This is a genomic window from Salipiger sp. ABF4_146 (genome assembly GCF_056161345.1).
In genome coordinates this window covers 179,148-198,250 of record NZ_JBSWYX010000005.1, presented here as the reverse complement: position 1 = coordinate 198,250, position 19,103 = coordinate 179,148, and the positions used below count along the sequence as shown (strand labels likewise).

Below are 19,103 nucleotides of genomic sequence, written 5' to 3'. Positions count from 1 at the left end.
TCAAAGCATAGCACGGTTCCGCCCTAGCCGTGCAGCATCATCTCCGCGGCTTTCTCGGCGATCATGATCGTCGGCGCATTGGTGTTGCCCGACACGATCCGCGGCATCACGCTGGCATCCACTACCCGCAGCCCGGAAAGCCCACGGAAGCGCAGTTCCGCATCCAGCGGGGCGCTGTCTTCGGCGCCCATCCGCACCGTACCCACCGGGTGGAAGATCGTCGTGCCGACCTCTCCCGCCGCGCGCTGCAGTTCTTCTTCGGTCTGCAACTGCAGACCGGGCTTCAACTCCTCGGGGCGGTAGCGCGCCATGGGCTGCTGCGCCATGATCCGGCGCACCTGCCGGATGGCGTCTGCCGCGACGCGCCGGTCGCCTTCGGTCGACAGGTAGTTGGGCGCAATCACCGGCGCCTCCCGCGCCTCCCCCGAAGCCAACCGCACCGAACCGCGGCTCTCGGGCCGCAGGTTGCAGACGCTGGCAGTCATCGCCGGGAAATCGTGCAGCGGCTGCCCGAAGGCCTCGAGCGAGAGCGGTTGCACATGGTATTCGAGATCAGCCGATGCGAGGCCCTCGCGCGAGCGCGAAAATGCCCCGAGTTGCGAGGGCGCCATCGACATAGGGCCGCGCCGCCGCAGCACGTAATCGAGCCCGATCTTGCCCTTGCCGAAAAGCGTGCTGGCCAGCGTGTTCAGCGTCTTGGCACCGCTGAGCCGCCACGCACAGCGCAGTTGCAGGTGGTCCTGCAGATTGCTGCCCACCTCGGGCGCATCCAGCGCCACGTCGATCCCGTGCGCGCGCAGATGCTGCGCCGGTCCCACCCCCGAGACTTGCAGTAGATGCGGCGAATTCACCGCGCCCGCTGAAAGGATTACCTCGCCTTCGGGGCGCACCTGATGGGTCTGACCATCGCGCTGGTATTCCACACCGACAACCCGCGCGTCCTCGATGAGCAGCCGGGTGACATGGGCCTGCGTCTCGACCTTCAGGCGGTCGGTGCGGGTGGTACGCAGGAACGCCTTGGCGGTGTTCATCCGCCAGCCATTGCGCTGGTTCACCCGGAAATAGCCAACCCCTTCGTTGTCGCCGGTGTTGAAATCATCGGTCCGCGGAATGCCCTCGGCCTCGGCGGCCCGCATCCAATCGTCGAGAATGTCCCAATGCAGGCGCTGGTTCTCCACCCGCCACTCGCCGCCAGCGCCATGTGTCTCGCTGGCGCCGCCGACGTAATCCTCGGACTTGCGGAAATAGGGCAGCACATCGTCCCAGCCCCAGCCCATCAGCCCCATCTGCCGCCAGCCGTCGTAATCCGCCGCCTGTCCGCGCAGGTAGAGCATGCCGTTGATCGACGAGCAGCCGCCCAGCACCTTGCCGCGCGGGTAGAGCAGCGCGCGTCCGTTGAGGCCCTTCTCCTCGGCGGTGCGGTAGCACCAGTCGGTGCGGGGGTTGCCGATGCAGTAGAGATACCCCATCGGAATGTGGATCCAGTGATACGTGTCGCGCCCGCCGGCCTCCAGCAGCAGCACCCGGCGCCCGCCCTCGGCCAGCCGCTTGGCCAGCACGCATCCGGCGCTGCCCGCCCCGACAATCACATGATCGAACGCCATATTCCTCTCCTCCCCGCCTGCCTGCAGGACGGTAGGACAAGGAAGCAGGCGCCGGCAAGCGTCACGCCGACGCAGGCAGATGCCACCCGAGTGCGGCGCCCGCCGCGCGCGATCAGACCGGCAGCGCAGTGGTCTTGAACACGGTCCGCAAGGCAAAGCTCGACTGCATCTGCGCCACCCCCGGCAACCGGGTGAGGTACTGGCGGTGGATGCGGGCGAAATCCTCGGTGTCCTCGGCGACGACCTTGAGGATGTAGTCCGCCGTCCCCGCCATCAGGTGACATTCAAGCACCGCAGGCACCCGCGCCACCGCCTTCTCGAACGCTTCAAGCACTTCGTCGGCCTGCGCGCTGAGCCGGATCTCGACGAAGACCGTGCTCGCCAGCCCCATCTTGCGGGCGTTGAGCAGCGCGACGTAGTCCTTCACATAGCCCTCGGTTTCCAGCCGCTGCACCCGGCGGTGGCAGGCGGAGGCCGAAAGATTCACCTTCTCCGACAGTTCCGCATTGGACATGCGCCCCTGCTTTTGCAGAGCGCGCAGGATACGGCGGTCGATATCGTCGAGGGTCATGCTCGGGTCTTTCGAAAAAATCGCGGTCTGGTCGAAGATTCTCCCCCCAATAGCGATTTGGCCGCGGCAAATCAGCAAGGAAATTGCACCACAGGAGGCGCATGCTGACCGCAGGAGAGACCAATCGAATAGTCCAGGAGGAGGCGCTATCATGAAAATCGGTTGCCCGACAGAGATCAAACCGCAGGAATTCCGTGTCGGCCTCACGCCCAACGCCGCCCGCGAGGCCGTGGCGCATGGCCATGCGGTCATCATGCAGCAGGGCGCCGGGCTTGGCGCTGGCTTCACCGACGCGGATTATACCGCCGCCGGCGCCCGCATCGCCGCCACCGCCGAGGAGATCTGGTCCGAGGCCGAGATGATCGTGAAGGTGAAAGAGCCGCAGGCAGCGGAGCGCAAACAGCTGAGCCGCGGGCAGCTTCTGTTCACCTACCTGCACCTCGCGCCCGACCCTGAACAAACCCAGGATCTGCTGGCCTCGGGCGCCACCTGTATCGCCTACGAGACGGTGACCGACGCCCGCGGCGGGCTGCCGCTGCTGGCGCCGATGTCCGAAGTGGCCGGGCGCCTCGCGCCGCAGATGGGGGCATGGTCGCTGCAGAAGGCCAATGGCGGGCGCGGCGTGTTGATGGGCGGCGTTCCCGGCGTCGGCCCGGCCAATGTGCTGGTGCTGGGCGGCGGTGTGGTCGGCACCCATGCGGCGCGCATCGCCGCGGGCATGGGCGCGGATGTCACCGTGCTCGACCGCTCGCTGCCGCGCCTGCGCCAGCTCGACGAGACCTTCGGGGGCCTTTTCAAGAACCGCTACTCGACCGAGGGCGCAGTGGCCGACCTGCTGGCCGAGGCCGATATGGTGATCGGCGCGGTGCTGATCCCCGGCGCCGCGGCACCGAAGCTGGTGAGCCGCGCGCAACTGGGCATCATGAAACCCGGCGCGGTGCTGGTCGACGTGGCGATCGACCAAGGCGGCTGCTTCGAGACTTCGAAGGCCACCACCCACCAAGACCCGGTCTACACGGTGGATGGCATCCAGCATTACTGCGTCGCCAACATGCCCGGCGCGGTGCCGCGCAGTTCGACGCTGGCGCTCGGCAACGCCACGCTGCCCTTCATGCTGGCGCTGGCCGGCAAGGGCTGGCGCGTGGCCTGCGCCGAGGACCCGCATCTGGGCAACGGCCTCAACGTGCACGACGGCCAGATCACCAATGCCGCAGTGGCGCGCGCGCTGAACCTGCCGCTGCAAAGCCCGGAAAAGGCCATCGCCGCCTGATCGGGCAGATCTGAAAAAGCCAAGGGCGGGCCCATTGCGGTGCCCGCCCTTCTTCTCTTCGAAAATACGCCGGGGTGAATTGGCCGCCTGCGGCCAAGAGGGGCAGCGCCCCTGCCCCTTAAGCGCCCCTGCCCCCAGGCGTCCCGACCGTTTGCTCTTCAGAGCACCACAATCCCCGAATGCTTGGCCTTGTGCTCGGGCTCCACATGGATGGTCACCCGGCAGCCTTCGATGGCATCCTGCAGCGCATGTTCGATCCGGTCGCAGATGTCATGTGCTTCGACCACGCTCATCTCGCCCGGCACCACGAGGTGGAACTCTAGAAACATCGCCTGCCCGGCCCGGCGCGAGCGCAGGTCATGCGCCTCCACCGCGCCTTCGGCATTGGCCGAGATGATCGCGCGCATTTCCGACAGATCCTCTTCGGGCACCGCCTCGTCCATCAACCCGCCGACCGAGGCGCGGATCACCTGCCAGCCAGACCACAGGATGTTCACCGCCACCAGCGCCGCCAGCAGCGCGTCGAGCCACAGCCAGCCGGTCAGCGCCGCCGCCCCCACGCCAAGCGCCACGCCTGCCGAGGAAAAGACATCGGTCAGCAGGTGCTTTCCGTCGGCCACCAGCGCCGGTGATTTCAGCTTGCGCCCCTCACGCAGCAGCACCCAGCACCAGACCGCGTTGAACATGCCCGCCGACAGGTTGATCGCGAGGCCGAGCCCGACCTGCTGGATCGGCTCCGGCGCGAGCCACGCCCCCCATGCCTCGCGCAGGATCAGCACCGCGGCGACGACGATCAACACCCCCTCCAGCACGGCACTGAAATATTCCGCCTTGTGGTGCCCGAAAGGGTGATCGGCATCGGCGGGCTGCGCGGCGATATGCACTGCCATCAGCGCGGCCAGCGCGGTGGCGACGTTGACGATGCTCTCCAGCGCGTCCGAAAGCAGCGCCACGGACCCGGTGAGCCACCACGCAAAGGTCTTGATCGCCAGCACGAGAATACCGACGAATACGCTGCCAACGGCGATTTTCACGCTTCGGGTCATAACGAGTCTCCGGGGAAGGTCCGGGCGATGTACAAAGCCGGTCCAAGGCCCGCAACCCGGATATGGCGCCCGGCACCCGGATGCAGGGCGCGATGCATCCGGTGCCGTGGCTGCCGCCGGCCAATCCCGGATCAGTTCTTCAGCGCGTCGCGGATCTCGATGAGAATATCCAGCTCCGACGGCCCGGTCTTGACCTCTGGCGCAACCTCGTCGGGCTTCTCGGCAGCCGATTTAATGCGGTTGACCATCTTCACCAGCATGAAGACCACGAAGGCGATGATGAAGAAGTTGATGACCGCCATCAGGAAGCTGCCGATGGCAAAGACCGGCGCCCCGGCCTCCTGCGCCGCCGCGAGCGAGGCGTAGTCGCCGCCATCGAGCGCGTAGAACCAGCCAGTGAAATCGATACCGCCGGTGAACAACGCAATGATCGGGTTGAAGATATCGCCCACCAGCGACTTCACGATCGCGGTGAAGGCGGCACCGACGATAATGCCCACCGCCATGTCCATGACGTTGCCCTTGGCGATGAAGTCCTTGAATTCCTGAATCATGTACCGTGTCCCTCTGCCCCGTTCCATGCGGGTGATTTGAGCGTTCCGAAGCCAGAGGTTGCACAGATGTAGAAATGACGCCACGGAAAACGCGCCACCTGATGGGGGCGCGACGCACCGAAGCGCCCCTTGCTCTTCTTCTCTTTAAAAATACGCCGGGGGTGAGCCGCGCAGCGGCGAGGGGGCAGCGCCCCCTGCGCTCCTCAACGCTTGGCGATCCAGCAGCCCTGCGCCGCGAGCGGATCGCCTGCGTCCGGCTCCCGAATGGGGAACACTGCAGAATCTGGGGAGATCGCCCCCCAAGCCACTTACTCCGGCAGGGCGCCGGTCAGTACGTAGCGCAGGATCGACACCACTTCGACGGGCGTCCGCGCCACGGCCAGCGCTGCCGCGTCCACCTTCTTCAGCGCATGGTCATGCTCGGGCTGCTGCAGGATGATCAGCGACTTGCCCATCGCAGCGGCGTAGCCCGCGTCGAACGCCGCGTTCCACTGCTTGTATTTCTCGCCGAAGCGCACGACCACCACATCGGCGTCGGCAATCGCCTTGCGGGTGCGGATCGCGTTCACCTGCGCGCCCTTGCGGTCATGCCAGAACTTGCTGTCCTCGCCTCCAAGAATGGCCACGCCGCAGTCATCGCTGGCGGCGTGATCGGTGACCGGCGCGCTGAAGGTGAGGTCGAGCCCCTGCGCCCCCTCGATGATCTGCTCGCGCCAGTCGGTGTGGATTTCTCCCGAGAGATAGACGTTCAGGCCCATGCCGCTTTCCTTCCGTGTCCTTGGTTGCCGCGCAACCTATGCACTGCAGGACCTGAGACAACCGCAAAGCCGCCGCGGCGGGCTCAGAATTCGTGCCGGTAGGAGACGCCGAGCTTCTGCTCCTCGCCGAAGTCGTTGTCGATGTAAGAGCCGAAGAGCGCGACGGTGTCGTTCTCTCCAAGGTGGTAAGACAGGCCACCGCCCAGCGAGATGCCCTGAAAATCATCCGACCCGCGCGTGTAGATGCCCCCCGACAGGAAGGTCAGACGCTCGTTGAGCGGGCGCAGGGCAAAGAGGCCGAGGTAGCCGCTGTTGTTGCTGACTTCGACATTGAAGGTCTCCTGCAAGGCAACATCGGTCACCGCCACCTCGCCCTCGCTGTAGGTGTAGCCGAAGGGCGAGAACAGTTGCCACTTGCCGGTCTTCAGGCCCATGGCGGTCAGCGGCACGAAGCCCCCCAGCGAGTAGCGGGTCTGAACCGAACCATTGTCGAATTCGTTCTCTGCCGCCGAAAAGGTGAGGATGGCGAAGGAGAACAGATAGGAGGCCCCGATCGACCATTGGCCGCTTTCCGAGATGCGCGCGTTGATCTTGGTGACCGGGCCGAAAGCCAGCGAGCCAGAGACCGACAGTTCGTCAGAATAGGAGAGTCCCGCTTTGGTGGCGATCTTCGTGGGGTCCTCGGGGTTCTTTTCCTGCTGCGCCACGACCGGCGCCGCACAGATCAACGGGAGGAGGCAGGCGCAAAGCCCCGCGCGATATCGGCTGGTCGAAATATTCAAGGCACCATCCTTTTGAAATAGCTTCAAAAATATAGCGCCGACGGGGTCCGGCCGGCGGTCCGCGGCGACGCTCACAGGTCATAGTATACGCGCGAGATCCTGCGGCAAGCACCAGTTTGACGAGAGTTACTCCTAGCGCCGCGCCGCGTTTAGGTCCTGTGCATTGGGCCCTGTGCAAAAGCGAAACCGGCCGACGCAGAGGCGCCGGCCGGTCCAGCCGTGTTGTGATGAGGCGATGCCTCAGCCGTCGATGCGGATCTTGGCGTTGGTGGGATCGTAGGGGCTGTCCTCGGTCACCTCCGCATCCCAGAGCTTACCCTGCATCTTCACCTTCAGCTTGGTTCCGGCCACCGCCTGCTCGGGCTTCACGTAGCCCATGCCAATCGACTTGCCGAAGGCCACCGAATAGCCGCCCGAGGTCAGACGCCCGACGCGGGTTTCGCCGTCGAACAGCGCCTCGCGCCCCCACGGATCGGCATCTTCCGGCCCGTCGATGAGCACCGTGACGCATTTCGAGCGCACGCCGGTCGCTTCCATCGCGGCCTTGCCGGCGAAGTCTTTCGACAGGTCGATGAAGCGCGGCAGGTCTGCCTCCATCGGCGTCGCGTCGCGGCCCAGCTCGTGACCGTAGGCGCGGTAGCTCTTCTCCTGACGCAGCCAGTTCTGCGCGCGGGTGCCGACCGGCTTCAGGCCATGCTTCTCGCCTGCGGCCATCAGCTGATCCCACAGGTAGAGACCCATCTCCACCGGAACGTGCAGCTCCCAGCCCAGCTCGCCGGTGTAGGCGACGCGGATGGCGCGGACCGGGCACATGCCAAGCTCGATGTTGCGCATCGACAGCCACGGGAAGCGCTTGTTGCTGAGCACGGTTTCCGGCTCGGCATCGCGCACCAGTTCGTTCAGCAGATCGCGCGACTTGGGGCCGGCGACGGCATAGACCGCCCATTGCGTGGTCACGTCCTGAATGTGGAAGTAGCCCTGATCGAAGCCAAAGTCCTCGGCCGCCTTGAGCAGGAAGTCCTCATCGTAGGCGTGCAGCGCGCCGGCGCTGACGAGGTAGTATTCATCCTCGGCCAGACGCACGATGGTGTACTCGGTGCGGGTCGTGCCCTTGATCGACAGCGCGTAGGTCAGGTTGATCCGCCCCACCTTGGGCAGCTTGTTGCAGGTCAGGTGATCGAGGAAGGCGGTGGCGCCGGGTCCCTTGACCACGTGCTTGGCAAAGGCGCTGGCGTCGATGATGCCGACACCCTCGCGGATCGCCTTGGCCTCTTCCATCGCGTATTGCCACCAGCCGCCGCGGCGGAAGCTGCGGGCGTCATGGTCGAAACTGTCGTCGGCATCGAGCGGGCCGTAGTAGTTCGGACGCTCCCAGCCGTTGACGCAGCCGAACTGCGCGCCAAGCGCCTTCTGCCGCTCGTAAGCGGGTGCGGTGCGCAGCGGACGGGCGCGCGCGCGCTCCTCGTCGGGGTGGTGCAGGACGTAGACGTGCTCGTAGGCTTCCTCGTTCTTCGCCACGGCGTAATCGGTGGTCATCCAGTCCTGACCGTAACGCTTGGGATCGAGGCTGCCCATGTCGATCTCGGCCTCGCCCTCGGTCATCAGCTGGGCAAGGTAATAGCCCGCGCCGCCGGCGGCGGTGATGCCGAACGAGAAGCCTTCTGCCAGCCACATGTTGCGCAGGCCGGGCGCCGGGCCGATCAGCGGGTTGCCGTCGGGCGTGTAGCAGATCGGGCCGTTGAAATCGTCCTTCAGGCCCACCGTCTCGGAGGTCGGGATGCGGTGGATCATCGACATATACTCTTCCTCGATGCGCTCGAGGTCGAGCGGGAAGAGATCGGCACGGAAGCTGTCGGGCACGCCGTATTTGAAGCACGCCGGAGCGCCAAGTTCATACGGGCCGAGGATCCAGCCGCCGCGCTCTTCGCGCACGTACCACTTGGCATCGGCATCGCGCAGCACCGGGTGCTCGGGGTTGCCGGCGTTGCGATACTCCAGCAGCGCGGGGTCGGGCTCGGTGACGATGAACTGGTGCTCGACCGGGATCGCCGGGGTCTTGATGCCCAGCAGCTTGGCGGTGCGCTGCGCGTGGTTGCCGGTGGCGGTGACCACATGCTCGGCCTTGATCACCACGGTCTCGTCGGTGGAGATCAGGTTGCCGCCCTTCTCTGCGGTCTTGGTGACGGTCACCTCCCAGTGATCGCCCTTCCACTCGTAGCCGTCGACCTGCCACTTACGCTCGATCATCACGCCGCGCTGACGCGCGCCCTTGGCCATCGCCATGGTGACGTCGGCGGGGTTAATGTAGCCGTCGGTCGGGTGGTAGAGCGCGCCGAGCAGGTCGTCGGTGTTGACCAGCGGCCAGCGCTCCTTGATCTGCGCCGGGGTCATGAACTCATAGGGCACGCCGCAGGTGTCGGCGGTGGTGGCATAGAGCTCGTACTCGTCCATCCGCTCTTGGGTTTGGGCCATGCGCAGGTTGCCGACCACCGAGAAGCCGGCGTTCAGCCCGGTCTCTTCCTCGAGCGTCTTATAGAACTTGATCGAGTAGTCATGGATATGCGTGGTCGCATAGCTCATGTTGAAATAGGGCAGCAGGCCAGCGGCGTGCCAGGTCGAGCCCGAGGTCAGCTCGTCGCGCTCGAGCAGCATCACGTCGGACCAGCCCGCCTTGGCGAGATGGTAGGCAATCGAGGTTCCGACGGCACCGCCGCCAACCACAAGGGCTTTCACGTCTGTCTTCATTTATCCGCATCTCCCGCAGGCATTTGCCCGATCCATAGCGGGCGATGCTGCGGCGCCGAAGGATCGCCCCGACTTTCCATGGCTGGAAAGCGACATGCGACGTGCACTGTGACGTCGCCACCGGACCCGACGTTTCAGCGGCGGGGATATTTTCGTCAGAACCGCGGAACTTTTGCGTCATCCCCTCGGTTTAGGCCCTCGATACCCAGACCACCCGCGCGCCGTAGCGCCGTTCACAAATCGCCCGATTCCCGCGCACCTTGCGGGGACACGCGATTTCACGCGCATTTGCGTAAGGGGGGGGCTTTTTTGCTCGCCCGTCCGGCCTTATAAGACCCCGGCCTTCGCTCGTTGGGAGTCGAGGGCCAAAATGCGTATTTCTGGGGCGGGAACTTAATGTTTGGACTGGACAGACTCATGGGCGCCTTCTCGGCGGACATGGCCATCGACCTCGGCACGGCGAACACGCTGGTCTACGTGAAAGGTCGCGGGATCATTCTGTCCGAGCCGTCGGTTGTGGCCTATCACGTCAAGGACGGCGTCAAAAAGGTGCTGGCTGTCGGCGAGGATGCAAAGCTGATGCTGGGGCGTACCCCCGGCTCGATCGAAGCGATCCGGCCGATGCGCGAAGGCGTCATCGCTGACTTCGACACCGCCGAGGAGATGATCAAGCACTTCATTCGCAAGGTGCACAAGCGCTCGACCTTCTCGAAGCCAAAGATCATCGTCTGCGTGCCGCATGGCGCCACGCCGGTGGAAAAACGGGCGATCCGCCAGTCGGTGCTGAGCGCCGGCGCGCGCAAGGCAGGGCTGATCGCCGAGCCGATTGCCGCGGCCATCGGCGCCGGCATGCCGATCACCGATCCGACCGGCAACATGGTCGTCGATATCGGCGGCGGCACCACCGAGGTGGCCGTGCTGTCGCTGGGTGACATCGTTTACGCGCGCTCGATCCGCGTCGGCGGCGACCGCATGGACGAGGCGATCGTCAACTACCTGCGCCGCCAGCAGAACCTGCTTGTGGGGGACGCCACGGCCGAGCGTATCAAGACCTCGATCGGCACTGCGCGCATGCCCGATGACGGGCGCGGCAGCTCGATGCAGATCCGTGGCCGCGACCTGCTGAACGGCGTGCCGAAGGAGACCGAGATTTCTCAGGCTCAGGTGGCCGAGGCGCTGGCCGAGCCGGTGCAAGCGATCTGCGAGGCGGTGATGTCCGCGCTCGAAGCGACCCCGCCGGATCTGGCCGCCGACATCGTCGACCGCGGCGTCATGCTGACCGGCGGCGGCGCGCTGCTGGGCGATCTCGACCTCGCATTGCGCGAGCAGACCGGCCTTGCCGTCTCCATCGCCGAGGAAAGCCTCAACTGCGTGGCGCTCGGCACCGGAAAAGCGCTCGAGTACGAAAAACAGCTGCAGCACGCGATCGATTACGACAGCTGATCCCTTTCGGGATGGCCGCGACTGCGGCATAGTTCGGGGCGGGCGCAACTCAGCAGTGCGCCCGCCCCCACTGCCTATGAGGCACAGGTCCCCAAAACAGGTTCAGGGCACCCCCCGGCGCGGAAATCATGGCGAAGAACGGCAGCAATGGCGAAGACTACTCCGGCCCGCTGAAGCGGCTGCTTCTGGCGGTGCTCATCCTGGGCCTTGCCGGGCTGTTCATCCTGTGGCGGATCGACAGCCCGCGCGTGGAACGCTTTCGCGCGCAGGTGATCGACACGGTGATGCCGGGCTTTGACTGGGCGATGGCGCCGGTGACCGGCGCGGTGAAGATCCTCCGCGACTTTCAGTCCTACCAACGCATCCACGAACAGAACCAAGAGCTGCGCCGCGAGTTGCGCCAGATGACCGCGTGGAAAGAAGCCGCGCTGCAACTGGAGCAGGAGAACGCCAAGCTGCGCGATCTCAACAACGTGCAGCTTGATCCGCGGCTGACCTATATCACCGGTGTGGTGCTGGCCGACAGCGGCTCGCCGTTCCGCCAATCGGTGCTGATCAACGTCGGCAGCCGTGATGGTATCGTCGACGGCTGGGCAACGATGGATGGTATCGGGCTGGTCGGGCGGATCTCGGGGGTTGGCAACAACACCGCGCGGGTGATCCTGCTCACCGATGCCACCAGCCGCATCCCGGCGACCATCCAGCCCTCGGGCCAGCGCGCCATGGTGGTGGGTGACAACAGCGCCAACCCGCCAATCGACTTTCTGGAAAACCCCGATCTGGTGAAGCCCGGCGACCGCATCGTCACCTCGGGCGACGGCGAGGTCTTCCCGCCCGGCATCCTGATCGGACAGGTGGCACAGGACCCCGGTGGGCGGCTGCGCGTGCGCCTTGCCGCCGACTACGAGCGGCTGGAATTCCTGCGAGTGCTGCGCGATCACGGCGCGCGCCGGGTCAATGCCCCTTCGGGGCTGATCCTGCCGGAACACCCGCCGGAAAGCCGCGCCCCCGAGGCCGAAACCGACCCCACGGTGCCACCGCTGAGCAACGCTGATCCCGGCGAGGCGGAGGCCGGCAATGGCTGAGAGCAGCCGCCCCGCCAAAGTGTGGATGATGCGCGCCACCTTCGTGGCACTGGCCTTTGCGCTGATCTTCTACCACCTGCTGCCGCTTGATCTGATGCCCGCCAGCTACGCCGGGCCCGACGTTATGACCGCCCTGTGCTTTGCCTGGGCGCTGCGGCGGCCCGACTACGTGCCGGCGCTGCTGGTGGCAGCGGTGATGCTGCTGGCCGACCTGCTGTTCCAGCGCCCGCCGGGGCTCTGGGCGCTGCTGGTCCTGATGGCCACCGAGGTGCTGAAATCCCGCGACAGGCCGCGCCGCGAAACCACCTTCGTGCAGGAGTGGATCGCTGTGGCGGTGATCCTCGCGGTAATCACAATCCTCTACCGGCTGGCGCTCACCCTCTTGATCGTGCCCGAGGGAACGTCTTTTCTTGCGCTTATGCGCTACGCGACCACGGTGATCTGTTATCCTGTCGTCGCTCTGCTGTCGCAGGGGCTGTTCGGTGTCCGCCGTATGGCGCCGGGCGATTTCGACCACGCCGGGAGGCCAATGTGAAACGCACCCAGAAGGACAGCGCCGACAGCTGGCGCAAGATCTCGCGCCGCGCGCTGCTGCTGGGCGGCGCGCAGCTTGGCTTTGCCGGCATGCTTGGCCTGCGAATGCACCACATGCAGGTCGATCAGGCCGACGAGTTTCGCCTGCTGGCCGAAGAGAACCGGATCAACGTTCGCCTGATCCCCCCCAGCCGCGGGCGCATCTTCGACCGCACCGGCAAGGTGGTGGCCGAGAACACACCGACCTACCGCATCACCATCGTGCGCGAGGATGCCGGCGACGTCGACGACGTTATCGCCAAACTCTCGGCGCTGGTCGAACTGGACGAGGACGAACTCAACCGCGCACTGGCCGAGATGCGCCGCTCCCCGCCCTTCCTGCCGGTCACCGTCGCCGACCGGGTGAGCTGGGAGTCGATCAGCCGCGTCGCGGTCAACGCCCCCGCCCTGCCCGGCGTCACCCCCGAGGTCGGCCTGTCTCGGTTCTATCCCCAGCACGGCAACTTCGCGCATGTGGTCGGCTACGTCGGGCCGGTGTCCGAACGCGACCTCGCGCAATACGAGGACCCCGAACCGGTGCTGCACATCCCGCGGTTCCAGATCGGCAAAGTGGGCGTCGAGGCCAAATACGAAGAGCAGCTGCGCGGCAAGGCCGGCGCCAAGCGCGTCGAGGTCAACGCCGTGGGCCGGGTCATGCGCGAGCTTGACCGCCGCGAGGGCGACAGCGGCGCCGATATCCAGCTGACCATCGACGCCGACCTGCAGGACTATGTGCAGGCGCGGCTGGGGCATGAATCGGCCTCCTGCGTGATCATGGACGTGGAAAAGGGCGACCTGCTGGCCATCGCCTCCGCCCCCTCTTACGATCCCAACAAATTCGTCCGCGGCATCTCGGTCGGCGACTATGCGATCCTGCGCGAGAACGATCACCGCCCACTGGCGTCGAAGACCGTGCAGGACGCCTATCCGCCCGGTTCGACCTTCAAGATGATCACCGCGCTGGCGGCGCTGGAAGCCGGTGTGCTGTCGCCCGACGACACGGTCTGGTGCCCCGGCCACATGGAGGTCGGCTCGCGGCGCTTTCACTGCTGGAAACGCCGCGGCCACGGGCACCTGAACCTCGAACAGTCACTCCAGCAAAGCTGTGACGTGTTCTTCTACGACGTGGCGCTGAAGGTCGGCATCGACCGCATCGCCGACGTCGGGCGGCGGCTCGGCCTTGGCGCGTCGCCGGATGTGCCGATGTCGGCGGTGACCTCCGGGATCATGCCCGACAAGGACTGGAAACAACGCGAGCGCGGCAAGAGCTGGCTGATCGGTGACACGGTGAACGCCTCGATCGGACAGGGCTTCGTACTGACCTCGCCGCTGCAGCAGGCGATCATGACCGCCCGCATTGCCACCGGCCGCGAAATCCACCCGCGGCTGATCAAGACCATCGACGGTGTCGAGACCGAGCTGATCGGCGGGCAGGATCTGGATATCAATCCCAACCACCTGCGCTACGTGCGCAAGGGCATGTCGTCGGTGATGAACACCACCCGCGGCACCGGCTATCGCTCGCGCGTGGTTTCGGCGGGCTACGAGCTTGCGGGGAAATCCGGGACCAGTCAGGTGCGCAACCATGTGGTCAGCAACGACGAGGTGCCGTGGGAGCAGCGCGACCACGCGCTGTTTGTCGGCTACGGCCCGCTCGAGAGCCCGCGTATCGCGGTCTCCGTGGTCGTCGAGCATGGCGGCGGCGGGTCCTCGGCGGCGGCGCCCATCGTGCGCGACGTGGCGCTGCAGGCGCTCTATGGCGGCACCCCGCCGCTCGACGCCTACCCCTCCTCCGACCATGAAAAGATCAAAGAGTTGCAAGAGCGGCTCGACCGCGAGCGCCGCGAACGCGCCGAACAGGTCCGGGGGCGCGCGTGAGCTATCTCGAATACAACGTCAAGACCACGCCCAGCGGCTGGCGCAAGGTGCTCTACATCAACTGGCCGCTGGTGATCTTGCTGACCGCCGTGGCCTGCGTCGGCTTCCTGATGCTCTACTCGGTGGCCGGCGGACGGCTCGACACATGGGCCGAGCCGCAGATGAAGCGGTTTGGCCTCGGGCTGGCGGCGATGTTCGTCGTCGCGATGGTGCCGATCTGGCTGTGGCGCAACCTTTCGGTGCTGGCCTATCTTGGATCACTGGGCCTGCTGGTGGCGGTCGAGCTGTTCGGCACCGTGGGCATGGGGGCGCAGCGCTGGATCGACATCGGCTTCATGCGGCTGCAGCCCTCCGAGTTGATGAAGATCGCCATGGTGATGGTTCTGGCAGCGTATTACGACTGGCTGCCGCTGAAAAAGACCTCGCGCCCGCTCTGGGTGCTGATGCCGATCATCCTGATCCTGATCCCCACCGGGCTGACACTGATCCAGCCCGACCTCGGCACCGCGCTGCTGCTGATGATCGGCGGCGGGCTGATCATGTTCCTCGCGGGCGTGCACTGGGCCTATTTCGCCGTGGTGATCGCCGCAGGCGTCGGCGCGATCTACACCGTCTTCGAGTCGCGCGGCACCGAGTGGCAGCTGCTCAAGGACTACCAGTTCCGCCGCATCGACACCTTCCTCGATCCATCCACCGATCCGCTCGGGGCCGGCTATCACATTACGCAGGCCAAGATCGCCATGGGCTCTGGCGGCTGGACCGGGCGCGGCTTCATGCAGGGCACGCAATCGCGGCTGAACTTCCTGCCCGAAAAGCACACAGACTTCATCTTCAACACGCTGGCCGAGGAATTCGGCTTCGTCGGCGGCGTGTCGCTGCTGATCCTCTACGTGCTGATCTTGCTGTTCTGCATCTTCGCCGCGCTGCGCAACCGCGACCGGTTTTCCTCGCTGCTGACGCTGGGCATCGGGCTGACCTTCTTCCTTTACTTCGCGGTCAACATGTCGATGGTCATGGGCCTTGCCCCGGTGGTCGGCGTGCCGCTGCCAATGGTTAGCTACGGCGGTTCGGCCATGCTGGTGTTGATGATTGCCTTCGGACTGGTACAAAGCGCCTTCATCCACCGGCCCCGCTAAGAATTTTCAAGGACGTCCATGACCACCAACATCCTCTTCGCCGCCCCGGAAGACGCCTGGGACGCCTACCGCGTGCCGCTGACCGAGGCGCTGGACACCACCGGTGTCGAGTACCGCCTGTCGCGCGACATCCCCGCAGAAGAGGTCGAATACGTGGTCTATGCGCCTTCCTCGGGGCTGACCGACTTCACCCCCTTTCCGCGCCTCAAGGCCGTGCTCAGCCTCTGGGCCGGGGTCGAGAAGATCGTCGGCAACCCCAAGCTCACCGTGCCGCTGGCGCGTATGGTCGATGACGAGGGGCTGACGCAGGGCATGGTGGAATACGTCACCGGCCACGTGCTGCGTCACCACCTCGGGATGGACGCGCATATCGTGAACCCGGCGCATGATTGGGTGAACAAGGCGCCGCCGCTGGCGCGCGAACGGCCGGTTACCGTGCTCGGCCTTGGCATGCTGGGCCGCGCCTGTGCCGCGCAGCTGGCGCAGATCGGCTTTCCCGTCACCGGCTGGAGCCGCACCCCGCGCGAGATCGAAGGCATCCGCTGCCTGTCGGGCAGCGACGGGCTGAGCGCAGCGCTGGCGGATGCGCAGATCGTCGTCACGCTGCTGCCCTTCACGCCGCAGACCGAGAACACGCTGGGCGCCGCCGAGCTGGCGCAGCTGCCCAAGGGCGCCTGCATCGTCAACCCGGGCCGCGGTCAGCTGATCGACGACGCGGCGTTGATCGCCGCGCTGGACAGCGGGCAGGTCGGCCATGCCACGCTCGACGTCTTCCGCGTCGAGCCGTTGCCGCAGGACCACCCGTTCTGGGCCCACCCGAAGGTCACGGTCACGCCGCATATCGCCGCCGAAACCCGCGCCGACTCGGCGTCGCGGGTCATCGCCGAGAACGTGCGGCGCGGCGTCACGGGCGAGCCACTGCTGCATCTTGTGGACCGGAACGCGGGATACTGATAAGGCGCGGCGCATCTGAACTGGAGATGCTGCCGTCATGCCCCTGCCCGAGACCTTCGATCGCGCGCTGAAGATCGCCCCGTCCATCCTGTCCGCCGATTTCGCCAACTTCGGCGCCGAGATCCGCGCCGTCGAGGCGCAGGGCGCCGACTGGATCCACGTCGACGTGATGGACGGGCACTTCGTGCCCAACCTCACCTTTGGCCCGCCGCTGGTGAAAGCGATCCGCCCGCATATTTCGACCGTCATGGACGTGCACCTGATGATCGCCCCGGTCGATCCCTATATCGAGGCGTTCGCCGACGCCGGCGCCGACATCATCACCGCGCACCTCGAAGCGGGCGCGCACACCCACCGCACGCTGCAGGCGATCCGCGCCACCGGCGCCAAGGCCGGCCTCGCGCTGAACCCCGGCACCCCGGTCGAGGCCGCCGCGCCGCTGCTGGACATGTGCGATTTGGTCTGCCTGATGACCGTGAACCCCGGCTTCGGCGGGCAGAAGTTCATCCACAGCCAGGTTGCGCAGGTGCGCAAACTGCGCGAGATGATCGGTGATCGCGAGATCCACATCGAGATCGACGGCGGCGTCGATCCCACCACCGCGCCTCTGGTCGCCGAGGCGGGTGCCGACGTGCTGGTGGCGGGCTCCGCCGTCTTCCGCGGCGGATCGGTCGAAAACCCCGCGCCCTACGGCGAAAATATCCGCGCGATCAAAGCCAGCGTCACCGGCTGAGCCAGCTTCTGAAGCGCCCCGCGGGCGGCAGGCTACGGCCTGCCTCCGGCGGGGATATTTTCATCTAGACGAAGCAGGCACGCCGCATCTTCGTCTAGAGGCAAATATCCCGGGGGAGAGGCGCGCAGCGCATCGGGGGCAGAGCCCCCTCCCAAACGGCCAAACAAAAAGGGCGCCGCGATCCTGTCGCGGCGCCCTTCTTTATGACATGGCTCCGCGCTTCAGTGGCCGCCGAGGACGCCCGTGCGCACGTGGTAGTCCGCCGCCAGCGCGTAATCGGGATCGTCATCGCTGTCGACCACGAGGTGACCTGCCTTGGTCAGCAGACGGTGGCAGTCGCGCGAGAGGTGGCGCAACTGGATGCGCTTGCCCGCCGCTTCGTATTTGCCCGCAATCGCCTCGATCGCCTGCAGCGCCGATTGGTCGACGACGCGGCTGTCGGCGAAATCGATGATTACCGACTTGGGATCATCCTCGATTTCAAAGATCTCGGCAAAGCCGTCGGTCGACCCGAAGAACAGCGGGCCTTGGATCTGATAGACCTTTGCGCCCTCGGGTGTTGTGTAGCTCTTGGCGTGGATGCGGCGTGCGTTGTTCCACGCGTAGGCCAGCGCCGAGACGATGACACCGACGACCACCGCCACGGCGAGGTCTTCGAGCACCGTCACGACGGTCACCAGCACGATCACGAAGGCGTCCATCAGCGGCACCCGGAAGAGGATGCGCAGCGAGTTCCAGGCGAAGGTGCCGATCACCACCATGAACATCACCCCGACCAGCGCGGCCAGAGGAATGAGCTCAATCAGCGATGAGGCGAAGAGAATGAACGACAGCAGGAAAAGCGCCGCGACAATGCCGGCAATGCGGGTGCGCCCGCCGGAGTTCACGTTGATCATCGACTGGCCGATCATCGCGCAGCCGCCCATGCCGCCGAAAAAGCCGGTGACGAAGTTGGCGCAGCCCTGAGCGATGCACTCTTGACTGGCTCCGCCGCGCTGGCCGGTCATCTCGCCCACGAGGTTGAGCGTCAGCAGGCTCTCGATCAGGCCGATGGCGGCGAGGATCACCGCATAGGGCAGGATGATCTCCAGCGTCTCCCACGTGAGCGGCACCATCGGCAAGTGGAAGGCAGGCAACCCACCCTCGATCGAGGCCATGTCGCCGACCCGCGGCACGTCGAGGCCGAAGAAGATGACGATGGCAGCGGTCACAGCAATACCGGCCAGCGGCGCGGGGATGATCTTGGTCACCTTCGGCAGCAGCCAGATGATCGCCATGGTCAGCGCCACGAGACCGAGCATCGTCCAAAGCTGCACCCCCGAGAGCCATTCGCCGCCACCCGGGCCGTGGCCCGAAAGCTCGGCGCTGCCCGGCACCTTGAACTGGGTCAGCTGCGCCATGAAGATCACGATGGCCAGTCCGTTGACGAATCCCAGCATCACCGGGTGCGGCACGAGCCGGATGAACTTGCCCCAATGCATGGTGCCCGCGAAGATCTGCAGGATGCCCATCAGGACCACTGTGGCAAAGAGGTACTCGACGCCATGATCGGCCACCAGCGCGACCATGACCACCGCCAGCGCGCCCGTGGCGCCCGAGATCATCCCCGGACGGCCGCCGATCAGCGCGGTGATCAGACCGACGAGGAAGGCGGCGTAGAGGCCGACCAGCGGGTGCACACCGGCGACAAAAGCAAAGGCCACCGCCTCGGGCACCAGCGCCAGCGCCACGGTCAGGCCAGACAGGATGTCGGTGCGGATTTGTGCAGGGGTGAGCCGCGTCGTCGGCGAGAGGCTCAGGTCCGGTTTCTGAATGCGGCTGGCGTATCGCGCCAGGAGGGCTTTGGCCATGGGGAGCTATCCGTTCTAACTGTTGCGCGCGGCCTTGCGCATAAGCCACCTTGACGCTTTTCGCCACCCGCAGGCGCGGTTTTTCACAAGATCAAGGGCGCGTGATGCAGCCGCGCCAGCC

The 19,103-nt window shown here is 65.9% G+C and carries 16 protein-coding genes; 8 read left to right on the top strand and 8 right to left on the bottom strand.

Annotated features, from left to right (window positions below):
* Nucleotides 1-23 precede the first annotated feature (23 nt).
* Complete coding sequence (locus tag ACXAJT_RS09430; protein ID WP_475234729.1) at nt 24-1,604, bottom strand: GMC family oxidoreductase; 1,581 nt, start codon at nt 1,602-1,604, stop codon at nt 24-26.
* 112 nt (nt 1,605-1,716) lie between these two features.
* Nucleotides 1,717-2,175, bottom strand: a complete 459-nt coding sequence (locus ACXAJT_RS09425) for an Lrp/AsnC family transcriptional regulator (RefSeq protein ID WP_475234728.1) — start codon at nt 2,173-2,175, stop codon at nt 1,717-1,719.
* A gap of 151 nt (nt 2,176-2,326) precedes the next feature.
* Here ACXAJT_RS09425 and ald point away from each other — a divergent pair, with 151 nt between their 5' ends.
* Nucleotides 2,327-3,445, top strand: a complete 1,119-nt coding sequence (ald, locus tag ACXAJT_RS09420) for an alanine dehydrogenase (RefSeq protein ID WP_475234726.1) — start codon at nt 2,327-2,329, stop codon at nt 3,443-3,445.
* Between the two features lie 158 nt (nt 3,446-3,603).
* On the opposite strand, the gene ACXAJT_RS09415 is transcribed toward ald, so the two are convergent.
* The 5 genes from ACXAJT_RS09415 to ACXAJT_RS09395 all read right to left on the bottom strand — a co-directional run bounded on the left by ACXAJT_RS09415 (nt 3,604) and on the right by ACXAJT_RS09395 (nt 9,330).
* Nucleotides 3,604-4,491: a cation diffusion facilitator family transporter gene (locus ACXAJT_RS09415; protein WP_475234725.1), complete on the bottom strand. Its 888-nt coding sequence runs from the start codon at nt 4,489-4,491 to the stop codon at nt 3,604-3,606.
* Between the two features lie 131 nt (nt 4,492-4,622).
* The gene (mscL, locus tag ACXAJT_RS09410; protein WP_475234722.1) at nt 4,623-5,045 is read right to left on the bottom strand and encodes a large conductance mechanosensitive channel protein MscL; all 423 of its coding nucleotides are present in this window, start codon (nt 5,043-5,045) and stop codon (nt 4,623-4,625) included.
* 308 nt (nt 5,046-5,353) lie between these two features.
* Nucleotides 5,354-5,803 (bottom strand): YtoQ family protein, encoded by a 450-nt coding sequence (locus ACXAJT_RS09405; RefSeq protein WP_475234720.1) that lies wholly within the window; start codon nt 5,801-5,803, stop codon nt 5,354-5,356.
* Between the two features lie 83 nt (nt 5,804-5,886).
* Nucleotides 5,887-6,585 carry a hypothetical protein gene (locus ACXAJT_RS09400; RefSeq protein ID WP_475234718.1) on the bottom strand — a complete coding sequence of 233 codons (699 nt, stop codon included), beginning with the start codon at nt 6,583-6,585 and terminating at the stop codon, nt 5,887-5,889.
* A gap of 240 nt (nt 6,586-6,825) precedes the next feature.
* Entirely contained in the window at nt 6,826-9,330 is a 2,505-nt protein-coding gene (locus ACXAJT_RS09395; protein WP_475234717.1) for a GcvT family protein, read from the bottom strand.
* A gap of 396 nt (nt 9,331-9,726) precedes the next feature.
* On the opposite strand from ACXAJT_RS09395, the gene ACXAJT_RS09390 reads away from it, so the two are divergent.
* The 7 genes from ACXAJT_RS09390 to rpe all read left to right on the top strand — a co-directional run bounded on the left by ACXAJT_RS09390 (nt 9,727) and on the right by rpe (nt 17,132).
* Entirely contained in the window at nt 9,727-10,773 is a 1,047-nt protein-coding gene (locus tag ACXAJT_RS09390; protein ID WP_092425222.1) for a rod shape-determining protein, read from the top strand.
* 128 nt (nt 10,774-10,901) lie between these two features.
* Nucleotides 10,902-11,858 carry a rod shape-determining protein MreC gene (gene mreC / locus ACXAJT_RS09385; protein ID WP_475234714.1) on the top strand — a complete coding sequence of 319 codons (957 nt, stop codon included), beginning with the start codon at nt 10,902-10,904 and terminating at the stop codon, nt 11,856-11,858.
* Nucleotides 11,851-12,393, top strand: coding sequence for a rod shape-determining protein MreD (locus ACXAJT_RS09380; RefSeq protein WP_475234713.1), 543 nt, complete (start codon nt 11,851-11,853; stop codon nt 12,391-12,393). The genes mreC and ACXAJT_RS09380 overlap by 8 nt, the downstream gene beginning before the upstream one ends.
* Nucleotides 12,390-14,309 carry a penicillin-binding protein 2 gene (gene mrdA, locus ACXAJT_RS09375; protein WP_475234711.1) on the top strand — a complete coding sequence of 640 codons (1,920 nt, stop codon included), beginning with the start codon at nt 12,390-12,392 and terminating at the stop codon, nt 14,307-14,309. The genes ACXAJT_RS09380 and mrdA overlap by 4 nt, the downstream gene beginning before the upstream one ends.
* Nucleotides 14,306-15,445, top strand: coding sequence for a rod shape-determining protein RodA (rodA, locus tag ACXAJT_RS09370; RefSeq protein WP_475234710.1), 1,140 nt, complete (start codon nt 14,306-14,308; stop codon nt 15,443-15,445). The genes mrdA and rodA overlap by 4 nt, the downstream gene beginning before the upstream one ends.
* Nucleotides 15,446-15,463: 18 nt before the next feature.
* Nucleotides 15,464-16,399, top strand: coding sequence for a 2-hydroxyacid dehydrogenase (locus ACXAJT_RS09365; RefSeq protein WP_475234709.1), 936 nt, complete (start codon nt 15,464-15,466; stop codon nt 16,397-16,399).
* 37 nt (nt 16,400-16,436) lie between these two features.
* Entirely contained in the window at nt 16,437-17,132 is a 696-nt protein-coding gene (rpe, locus tag ACXAJT_RS09360; protein ID WP_475234708.1) for a ribulose-phosphate 3-epimerase, read from the top strand.
* A 221-nt stretch (nt 17,133-17,353) separates the two neighbouring features.
* On the opposite strand, the gene ACXAJT_RS09355 is transcribed toward rpe, so the two are convergent.
* Nucleotides 17,354-18,982 carry a SulP family inorganic anion transporter gene (locus tag ACXAJT_RS09355; protein WP_475234706.1) on the bottom strand — a complete coding sequence of 543 codons (1,629 nt, stop codon included), beginning with the start codon at nt 18,980-18,982 and terminating at the stop codon, nt 17,354-17,356.
* Nucleotides 18,983-19,103 lie beyond the last annotated feature (121 nt).

Bases quoted from the DNA above. Each gene is read 5' to 3' on its own strand.
- ald (WP_475234726.1), top strand. From the start codon at position 2,327: ATGAAAATCGGTTGCCCGACAGAGATCAAACCGCAGGAATTCCGTGTC.
- ACXAJT_RS09395 (WP_475234717.1), bottom strand. From the start codon at position 9,330: ATGAAGACAGACGTGAAAGCCCTTGTGGTTGGCGGCGGTGCCGTCGGA.
- mscL (WP_475234722.1), bottom strand. From the start codon at position 5,045: ATGATTCAGGAATTCAAGGACTTCATCGCCAAGGGCAACGTCATGGAC.
- ACXAJT_RS09355 (WP_475234706.1), bottom strand. From the start codon at position 18,982: ATGGCCAAAGCCCTCCTGGCGCGATACGCCAGCCGCATTCAGAAACCG.
- ACXAJT_RS09430 (WP_475234729.1), bottom strand. From the start codon at position 1,604: ATGGCGTTCGATCATGTGATTGTCGGGGCGGGCAGCGCCGGATGCGTG.
- ACXAJT_RS09365 (WP_475234709.1), top strand. From the start codon at position 15,464: ATGACCACCAACATCCTCTTCGCCGCCCCGGAAGACGCCTGGGACGCC.
- ACXAJT_RS09425 (WP_475234728.1), bottom strand. From the start codon at position 2,175: ATGACCCTCGACGATATCGACCGCCGTATCCTGCGCGCTCTGCAAAAG.
- mreC (WP_475234714.1), top strand. From the start codon at position 10,902: ATGGCGAAGAACGGCAGCAATGGCGAAGACTACTCCGGCCCGCTGAAG.
- ACXAJT_RS09405 (WP_475234720.1), bottom strand. From the start codon at position 5,803: ATGGGCCTGAACGTCTATCTCTCGGGAGAAATCCACACCGACTGGCGC.
- ACXAJT_RS09390 (WP_092425222.1), top strand. From the start codon at position 9,727: ATGTTTGGACTGGACAGACTCATGGGCGCCTTCTCGGCGGACATGGCC.
- ACXAJT_RS09415 (WP_475234725.1), bottom strand. From the start codon at position 4,491: ATGACCCGAAGCGTGAAAATCGCCGTTGGCAGCGTATTCGTCGGTATT.
- rpe (WP_475234708.1), top strand. From the start codon at position 16,437: ATGCCCCTGCCCGAGACCTTCGATCGCGCGCTGAAGATCGCCCCGTCC.
- ACXAJT_RS09380 (WP_475234713.1), top strand. From the start codon at position 11,851: ATGGCTGAGAGCAGCCGCCCCGCCAAAGTGTGGATGATGCGCGCCACC.